Origin of the sequence: uncultured Nostoc sp., from assembly GCF_937863485.1 — a bacterium.
Taxonomy (GTDB): Bacteria; Cyanobacteriota; Cyanobacteriia; order Cyanobacteriales; family Nostocaceae; genus Nostoc.
On sequence record NZ_CALMFY010000177.1, the window covers coordinates 1 to 8,508 of the forward strand.

The 8,508-nt window shown below is 39.3% G+C and carries 6 protein-coding genes and 2 pseudogenes; 6 read left to right on the forward strand and 2 right to left on the reverse strand.

Features of this window, described 5'->3' with window-relative positions; all coding sequences use genetic code 11:
* The 3 genes and pseudogenes from Q0541_RS23665 to purU form a co-directional block, all read left to right on the forward strand.
* Positions 1-314 (forward strand): annotated as a pseudogene (locus Q0541_RS23665) (ABC transporter); the annotation flags it as partial.
* 92 nt (positions 315-406) lie between these two features.
* Positions 407-1,030, forward strand: a complete 624-nt coding sequence (locus tag Q0541_RS23670) for a DUF4340 domain-containing protein (RefSeq protein ID WP_298916307.1) — start codon at positions 407-409, stop codon at positions 1,028-1,030.
* Between the two features lie 183 nt (positions 1,031-1,213).
* Positions 1,214-2,089: a formyltetrahydrofolate deformylase gene (gene purU, locus Q0541_RS23675; protein WP_298916310.1), complete on the forward strand. Its 876-nt coding sequence runs from the start codon at positions 1,214-1,216 to the stop codon at positions 2,087-2,089.
* Here the strand turns inward: purU and Q0541_RS23680 are convergent.
* Positions 2,089-2,348, reverse strand: a pseudogene (locus Q0541_RS23680) (hypothetical protein); the annotation flags it as partial. The gene purU and the pseudogene Q0541_RS23680 sit on opposite strands and share 1 nt — an antisense overlap.
* Before the next feature lie 188 nt (positions 2,349-2,536).
* Between Q0541_RS23680 and Q0541_RS23685 the strand changes: the two are divergent.
* Entirely contained in the window at positions 2,537-3,382 is an 846-nt protein-coding gene (locus Q0541_RS23685) for a GNAT family N-acetyltransferase (RefSeq protein WP_298916313.1), read from the forward strand.
* 201 nt (positions 3,383-3,583) lie between these two features.
* Here Q0541_RS23685 and Q0541_RS23690 read toward each other — a convergent pair whose 3' ends face one another.
* The gene (locus tag Q0541_RS23690) at positions 3,584-4,870 is read right to left on the reverse strand and encodes a hypothetical protein (RefSeq protein ID WP_298916316.1); all 1,287 of its coding nucleotides are present in this window, start codon (positions 4,868-4,870) and stop codon (positions 3,584-3,586) included.
* A 143-nt stretch (positions 4,871-5,013) separates the two neighbouring features.
* On the opposite strand from Q0541_RS23690, the gene Q0541_RS23695 reads away from it, so the two are divergent.
* Entirely contained in the window at positions 5,014-7,584 is a 2,571-nt protein-coding gene (locus Q0541_RS23695) for a dynamin family protein (protein WP_298916319.1), read from the forward strand.
* Between the two features lie 231 nt (positions 7,585-7,815).
* Positions 7,816-8,496 (forward strand): ATP-dependent Zn protease, encoded by a 681-nt coding sequence (locus Q0541_RS23700; RefSeq protein ID WP_298916322.1) that lies wholly within the window; start codon positions 7,816-7,818, stop codon positions 8,494-8,496.
* Positions 8,497-8,508: the final 12 nt, after the last annotated feature.

An 8,508-nucleotide genomic window follows, 5' to 3' on the forward strand; every position in this document is an offset into this window, starting at 1 on the left:
CCCCTGCTCCCACTCCTTCCCCCGCTCCCTCATCTCAAACAGCCACTGAGTCACGGTTAGTGGTTTTAGGAAATTCCAATTTCGCCACTGATGGCTTGTTTCAACAGCAATTAAATGGAGATGTATTCCTCAACTCAGTTACTTGGCTGAGTCAACAGGAAAAGCAACCCCTTTCCATTCGCCCCAAAGAACCGAAAAACCGTCGGATAACCCTGACAACCACACAAGCCAATCTTTTAATATTGTCATCTCTGTTAGTTTTACCCTTAATTGGGTTTGCGATCGCAGTTATTATTTGGTGGAAACGAAGGTAAGAAAGGAGAGACGCGATTAATCGCGTCTGTACAAAAGTTAGGAGTTATAAATATTAATTATTCACTAATGCCCCATGCCCAATGATTAAAAAATGAAATTGCCGCGAACGACTTTAATTTTGATACTGCTAGCGCTGGGTTTAGGTGGTTTTGTTTACCTCTATGAATTTCGCGGGGCGACTGTGCGAGAAGAAATCAACGAGCAAAAGCAGCAAATTTTCTCTTTTGCAGAAGATGATGTGCAGTCTTTAACAGTCAAGACAAAAAAACTCACCTTGAATCTGGAACGTAGCTCTGAATCTAGTAATCCCAAGTGGTTAATCAAATCTCCGATATCGGGCCCAGCAAATGATGCTATTGTTTCTTATTTGATGGATTTGTTGGTCAAAGGTAAGAGCGATCGCACTTTATCAACTCCAGTAAAAGAGCTTGGAGAATTTGCTCTAGATCAACCCCAAGCCACTATCAATATCATCCTGAAAAACCGACAAAGCCATCAATTGATTTTAGGTAAATCTAACTTTAACAAACGTTTCTTGTATGCTCAAGCTGACTTTGTTGCTAAACCCGATGGTAATATAAATGTGTTGTTAGTATCTACAGATTTTGCAAATGCTGTGAATAGGGATCTATCAGAGTGGCAGCAACCTGTAGATAATAGTCAGAAACTACCTGGACTCAGCACCCCTTTACCAACTCCGACAAATGGTAAATGAGCATAGCGGCTACACAAGCAAAGTCTGCCCCCGCGGACTAAGGAAAAATTTGAGGGTTTGAAACCCACGTTTGTCCTTGGCTTCCCATAGGGTAGATGGGTAAAGCTTCCTGTAGAGGTGGTTTTTACCGCCGATTTAACGTTAAGTTGACACTTTAAATCTCACTATTTTTTATAATTTATTATGACAAATCCGACAGCAACATTGCTGATTTCCTGCCCAGATCAACGGGGACTAGTGGCAAAAATTGCCAATTTCATCTATTCTAATGGTGGTAATATTATTCATGCAGATCAGCATACAGACTTTGCTGCTGGGTTATTCCTTACTCGCATTGAATGGCAGTTAGATGGGTTTAATTTACCGCGAGAATTTATTGCACCTGCTTTTAATGCGTTTGCGAAGCATCACGAAGTGCTCGCACAACCTTTAGACGCTAAGTGGGAAATACGTTTTTCTGATACTATACCGCGCATTGCTATTTGGGTGAGTCGGCAAGACCATTGTCTATTTGACTTAATTTGGCGACAACGCGCTAAAGAATTTGTAGCTGAAATTCCTTTAATTATTAGTAACCATTCTAATTTAAAGGTAGTGGCAGAACAATTTAATATCGACTTTCAGCACGTTTCCATCACTAAAGACAATAAATCAGAACAAGAAGCCCAACAAATAGAATTACTCCGCCAGTACAAAATAGATTTAGTTGTATTGGCGAAATATATGCAGATTGTTAGTGCAGATTTTATTAATAAATTTCCGCAAATTATTAATATTCATCATTCATTTTTACCAGCTTTTATCGGAGCCAATCCCTATCACCGAGCTTTTGAACGTGGGGTAAAAATTATTGGGGCAACGGCACATTATGCCACTGCTGATTTAGATGCAGGCCCGATTATTGAACAGGATGTAGTGCGAGTCAGTCACCGTGATGAAGTTGATGATTTGGTGAGAAAAGGCAAAGATTTGGAGAGAGTTGTATTAGCAAGAGCGGTGCGATCGCACTTGCAAAATCGTGTATTAGTATATGGTAATAGGACAGTAGTCTTTGAGTAGCTGAAATCTTGCAATTGTATTCCTGAACGGAAGCGATTCTTCGCCAGGATAAACACTCCATATCCCTCACTAAAGCTGTACAATGTTGTTCAAATTTGATATCTGGGATTACTTATTCGATTATTTGTCTAATTTCTACCCCTTAGTCTTTTAAGGCTTGTTTCAAGTCAATAAAACCGTTTTTGACTTCCAGCCTCATTTGCTCTACTTCTTTTCTGAGTTTCAGTGTCTGGTGTAGGTTCACTGCTATCAACGCTACACTGTATAAAAATATTAACAGTTATCACTCAGTTTGCGAAAGCGAAGTTAAATAGTTAACAGCCTAGTACCGCAAGGCGGAAGTCAAAAGTCAAAAGTCAAAAGTCAAAAGTATTATAGAATAAGCTTTTTACGGCTTTTCAATGGTCTGCTTATTTACGCCGTGTTGTACTAGTAGTAAAAGATATTATGACTACTGACAATTTCATCGTTCGCCTAATGAACAGATCGGAAATGGATTTGGCGATTGCTTGGGCAGCAACCGAAGGTTGGAATCCAGGAAGCTATGATGCTGAATCTTTTTATCAAACTGACGAGAGCGGTTTTTTTTTGGGGGAGTTAAATGGTGAGCCGGTGGGGTGCATTTCTGCTGTTGCTTACGATCCACACTTCGGCTTTCTAAGTTTTTACATTGTGAAACCCCAGTTTCGTGGGCAGGGGTTGGGTATGAAAATTTGGAAGACAGCAATGGACTATCTGGGTGCTGATCGTAACATCGGCTTGGATAGTGTAGTGGCTCAACAAGATAATTACAAAAAGTCTGGTTTCCAAATCGCTTATAACCATATTCGTTATGAAGGGGTGGGTGGCGGTGTTGTGCCTGCTGGGATCGTGGAACTGAAAACAGTGCCTTTTGAAGAGTTGGTGGCTTATGATCGCCAACTTTTTCCTTCTGAGCGATCGCTGTTTCTGCGACATTGGATTGAACAGCCAGAAAGTACTGCCTTAGGGTTTCTCAAAAATGGATATCTTGTTGGTTACGGAGTTATCCGGTCTGCCGATACAGGTTTTAAGGTTGGGCCACTGTTTGCTAATGACGAACAGATTGCTGAAACATTATTTCAAGCCTTGCTTGCACAAAATCCTCATGCTCCAGTGTTTTTTGATGTGCCGGATGCAAATCTACAAGCGATTAACCTAGTTCAACGTTACCAATTGCAGCCAGTCTCTCAAACTGCTCGGATGTACAATAAAGAAATTCCTAGCTTACCTATTTATCGCGTTTTTGCTGTGACAAGTTTGGAACTAGGTTAGAGACGGACAAACAACGTGTTTACACCCCTAATATACAATCCCACTGTAAGCGCCTGAGTTTTTCTGTTAGTCCGCGTGGGTCAAACTTAATGACTTTTAAGAAGCAGTTCTTAACAAGTGCGACGATCGCAGCTACCAACAAATAAAGTCCGCTTACGCAGACTTTAAAAAATAGTTATTTCAAGAATTGCCGTAGGCGTTTTAGTTAGCTGAAACTACCTGTGTCTCATCTTTCGATTTATCTCTAATGTTAAAGTAGTAATAAAGATTAGCAACAGTTAAGTCTGATGCCTGCTGCAAATTAGATGTAACTAATGTTTTATAACCAGTAATTACAGCTTGTTCACTAATATAAAATTCGTACTCTCGACGTAGTTCAGGCTCGAAGATAAATAGTAACTGGTCACGAAGCGAATAGAAATGAGATTTTTCGGTTAAACTCCCATATACTAATTGTTCTGGCGGTTCTGCTAAATTGATTGTGGAGTAGTGAGTCTCTGGACTATTAAAATCAGCGCTACTTAAAAGTTTTAATTCTGATGAAGGAAGCGATTGTATCCAATCAACATGATTTTGCCACGAATCCAATACTGCTAAATCATGATTTTTAATGCGAATAATTTCAGGAAATAGAAAATCAAGGTCATCATGTGATTCACAGCGGTTAATCACAGTGAGAGCATCTTGAGAGATTTTATCTTGGAGATGAGACAAGCGATCGCTAACTGCTGAAACCTCATTCTGCACTTGATAAGTTGCAACAATCGCCTGTTCAATTGCCCAAGCGCATTCGAGTCTGCGTAGTTGGCCAGCTGCACAGGTTTCTTCCAGTAAATGGGGATTGCTGTAATCTGCTAAAGCCGCAAATAACATTCCTCTGACACCATCAATTTCAGCGTTTCTCCGGCTGAAATCTTGCAATTGCATCGCTGAACGGAAGCGGTTCATCGCCTGGATAAAGACTCCATACGCCCTCACTAAAGCTGTGCGATGTTGCTCAAATTTGATATCTTGGGCTACTTGTTCGATTATTTGTCTAATTTCTACTCCTTGGTCTTTTAAGGCTTGTTTCAAGTCAATAAAGCCGTTTTTGACTTCTAGCCTCATTTGCTCTACTTCTTTTCTTAATTTCATTGTTTGGTGCAGGTTGACTGCTGTCAACGCTACACCTGCGATTGTTCCTACACCAATCAAGGCTGTAGTTGCTTGCAGCACACCCAAGCTAGTCTGTATAGTTTGTAAACCATTCAGTACAGCCGTAAAACCTTGCTGCGTTTGATACATCTGCATCCCACTAGTTACTAGATTAGAAGCTGCTATCAGTGGAGATAAAGGGCTGTTATTGACTGTAGCACCAATAGCATGGGCAACAAACTGGCCGGTAACTGTATCTCTAGCCATGCTTAAGGGTACTCCATTGCTCAAGACTTGTAGATATTTCCCAGCATCAATACCAGCTTGAATTGCAGGCGCAAATTGAAACAGCATATTTTTAGGTTGCTAAAAGCTAATTTTCTTGAGCCTAACTGGTATAAAAAAGTAAAGATAACCGTATTTATTCGGTATATTAATTAATTTTGTCTAAATCTGGGCATACTAAGCCTGAAAAACTCTCTCGCCTTACATAATTTATGGATACTTCACTAGTTAACTCTCAGGCTGTTGAGCTATTGTCGCAGATTACCGGACAAAAACTGACTCAAAAAAATCTCACGCCACCTGTGATATTTCTGGCAAATTTAGTCACAGTGCTGCTGGGAGTGATATTTGTAGATGGCATAGTAGCAGAGTCAGAAAAGCAACGTTTACTGACAACCCTTTATCGATTTAGTAATCCAGAAAGTGATGTACGTAAGTTGACACATTTGATGATTAAGGGAGTCAAAGAAAATCAAGTTTATAAGCAAGTTAATAGCTTACTAGCATTAGCGGCTCCACTTTCAGAGTCAGAAAAGCTGTTGTTAATTGGATTTGGCTATGAAATGTCAGCAGCAGATGGTGAACTTGACCCCCACGAGAAAAAATATTTGGAGATACTTGCCAAGCACTTAGGTATTAAACCGCAATATTTAGCAATTTTAGAAGCTGGTTTTACTCATCAAGAAAATGTGGAGCCTATTGCTTTAGATGAAGTACATTTTTTACTCAATCCTGCTCGTTTTCAAGAACTGGATACTATATTTGTTAAGGCTGCTAGTGATATGTTAGCCACTCTACCTGCTAAACCAAAACACAAAATAACCGAACCGGACAGAAATGTATCTTACGGAGAATTGAAAAAATTCCAGGAATATCGCAAACAATTAGACAATTGTTGTTATCAGCTATTTCAGATAATTCCAGACTGTACTAATCGTGGCTTCTTGCCTCACACTTTAATAGAGGAAGTAAAAGAAATATCTCAAAAAGTAAAATCTCAGCAGTTTAGGTTAGCAGTTTTAGGCGAGTTTAGCCAAGGGAAATCAACCTTACTTAATGCCTTACTAGGTGAAGAAATTCAACCTGTGAGAGAGATTCCTTGTAGTGGTATGGTAACAGTTTTAAAATATGGAACCCAAAAGCGGGTAGTCTGTCGTTATAAAGATGGACGGGAAGAAGAAATTCCTTTTGAGCAATATCAACTAAAAGCAACAATTTCAGAAGATGCAGCACTTGGATGTTTGAGTGATGAACTAGCAGATGATGAAATTGATGAAATTGTTTTTGAGCATCCTGATTTAGAGTTATGCAGTAGTGGGGTAGAAATTGTAGATTCTCCAGGATTAAACGAACACCCTGACCGCACCGCTATTACTCAAAAATTACTGAAGGATACGGATGCAGTGATATTCTTAACTAATGCTTCACGTTCTCTAACTCAGGTAGAACGCGACTTACTCCAAGATGTGAGAACTCAACTAAATCATGGTAAAGAAAACGAACCTGCTAACAATCTTTTCGTAGTAGGAAATTTTATAGATTTAGTGCGTAGCGAAAAAGGACGCGAGCAAGTAAAACAGAGGATAAAAAGATTTATACAAGGTCAAAATCCTATAGTTGTAGGTGAAAACCGCGTTCATTTTATTTCTGCTCAAGCTGCGCTGGATGCAATTTTGCGGGGAACTGAAGATGACTATTTGAAAGCCTTCCAAAATTTTACCCAGTCTATTGATAAATTTCTGACTTTTGACAGTGGAAAAGTAAAAATTAAGCACTTTATTACTCAAATCAATAGGATAGTACAAAAAAGTTTAGATGGATTATATCAATTTGAGGAAATTTTAAAGGGTAAAATTCAAATTTCTGAAGCAGAAAAACAGAAAATATTGGAAACCATAGGAGAAGCTAGTGGGCGAGATGTCAAAATTAAAAATTTAGTAGAAATTCAACAAAAAGAAGTAATTGAGCAAGCTACTGATTCATGGACTAAGTGGCGTGAAGAACTGAAAGAAAATATTATTCAACAAAGTAAAGACTGGGATTCGGTACACAATCCTGTTTTTAGTCAAGACAAACTCATTAAAGACTACATAACTAAATTTACTGGAACTATGTCGAAAGAGATAGATACATGGGGAGATAAAAAACTTAAAGATGTAATTTTGCTCAAAAGTATTGAAGATGTAGATGCAAAAATAGCTTATGAGCTAAATGCAATTCAAAGCGAATTTCAAAGCATAGATATGCATATACAAACAAATTTAAGTCAACAACTTAAACTTTCAACAAATGGTATAAATGATGACTTTACGGGTTTCGGAGGAATTGGTGGTGGTCTTGGGATTGGTGCTTTAGCTGCTGGATTAATGGTATTTACAGGACTTGGTTTTATTGCTGTAATTGTTGCAAGTGTAGCTGCTGCAATTGCAGGTTCGTTTGGTTTTGGAATGCTAAATTCGGATGGACTAAAAGAGAAAATAAAGGGGAAAGTAATTGAAATAGGATTTCAAAAATTTAATGAGTCAATGGATAAAAATAAATTACCTGCGAAGTTAGATGAGATTATTGCCTCAGTCTTTGAAAACCGAGTTGAATCAGCTAGTCGAGTAATTGCAGAAGCGATCGCACTTTATGAAAATCTCCTAGAACAGCAGGAAAAAGCTCACAACGAAACTCTGGAACAACGTGAGGCTGAAAAGATGTGGATTTACCAAAAGCGCCAAGAACTTGAGCAGATACAGAATCAGCTAGAAATCATTCTCAATAAATGCAGCATTGTTTAATCGCATTCCTTTTGTTGCTAATCTCGCCTCATGATCAGCCAGACTGCTTTTAAATGTGATAACCGATTTATCAACTCAAAACCACGAGCATATTGCTAATAAAATTCACTTCTAGTCAAATGCTAGTGCGGGAAATTACGTCGTCAAGGGATTTGTAAAGACACTTGATACAGAAAGTGTCCGATCGCCTCATAATGAAGAAAGATTAAGCAGATTCTCAGATAACTCTCAATGAGCCAGACTACCTTAAATTTAGTTGCCATATCTATCTTTCTCATGACCCTATCGGTACTGCTGGGGCCATTCTTAAACTTATCGCCAGCAGTACCGGCACTTGCTACCTTCACTATCTTAGGCATAGCCACGTTAGATAGTTTCAGCTTGCAAGGCAAGGGTGGTACTATCTTTTTAGATTGGATTGCGGGTTTTTCAAGTGAACACCGCGATCGCATCGTCCACCACGAAGCAGGGCATTTTTTGGTTGCTTACCTGTTAGGTATTCCCGTTACTGGCTACACCCTCAGCGCTTGGGAAGCCTGGAAACAGGGGCAATCTGGGCAAGGCGGCGTTAGCTTTGATGATGGCGAATTAGCATCTCAACTAAAAGTGGGTAAAATCAGTGCCCAAATGCTAGACCGCTACTGCACTGTTTGGATGGCGGGTATTGCTGCTGAAACCCTAATTTTTAATAATGCTGAGGGTGGAGCTGATGATAAAAACAAGCTGATAGGAGTATTGACAATGTTGGGATTTTCTGAGTCAGTTTATCAGCAAAAACTACGGTTTCATACTCTCCAGGCAAAAACCCTACTGCAAGAAAATTGGTCTAGCTACGAAGCTTTAGTTAATGCCATGCGACAACGCACTTCAGTAGAAGATTGTCATGCCGAGTTAACAGTAAGTGGGGAGTAGGGAGTGGGGAGT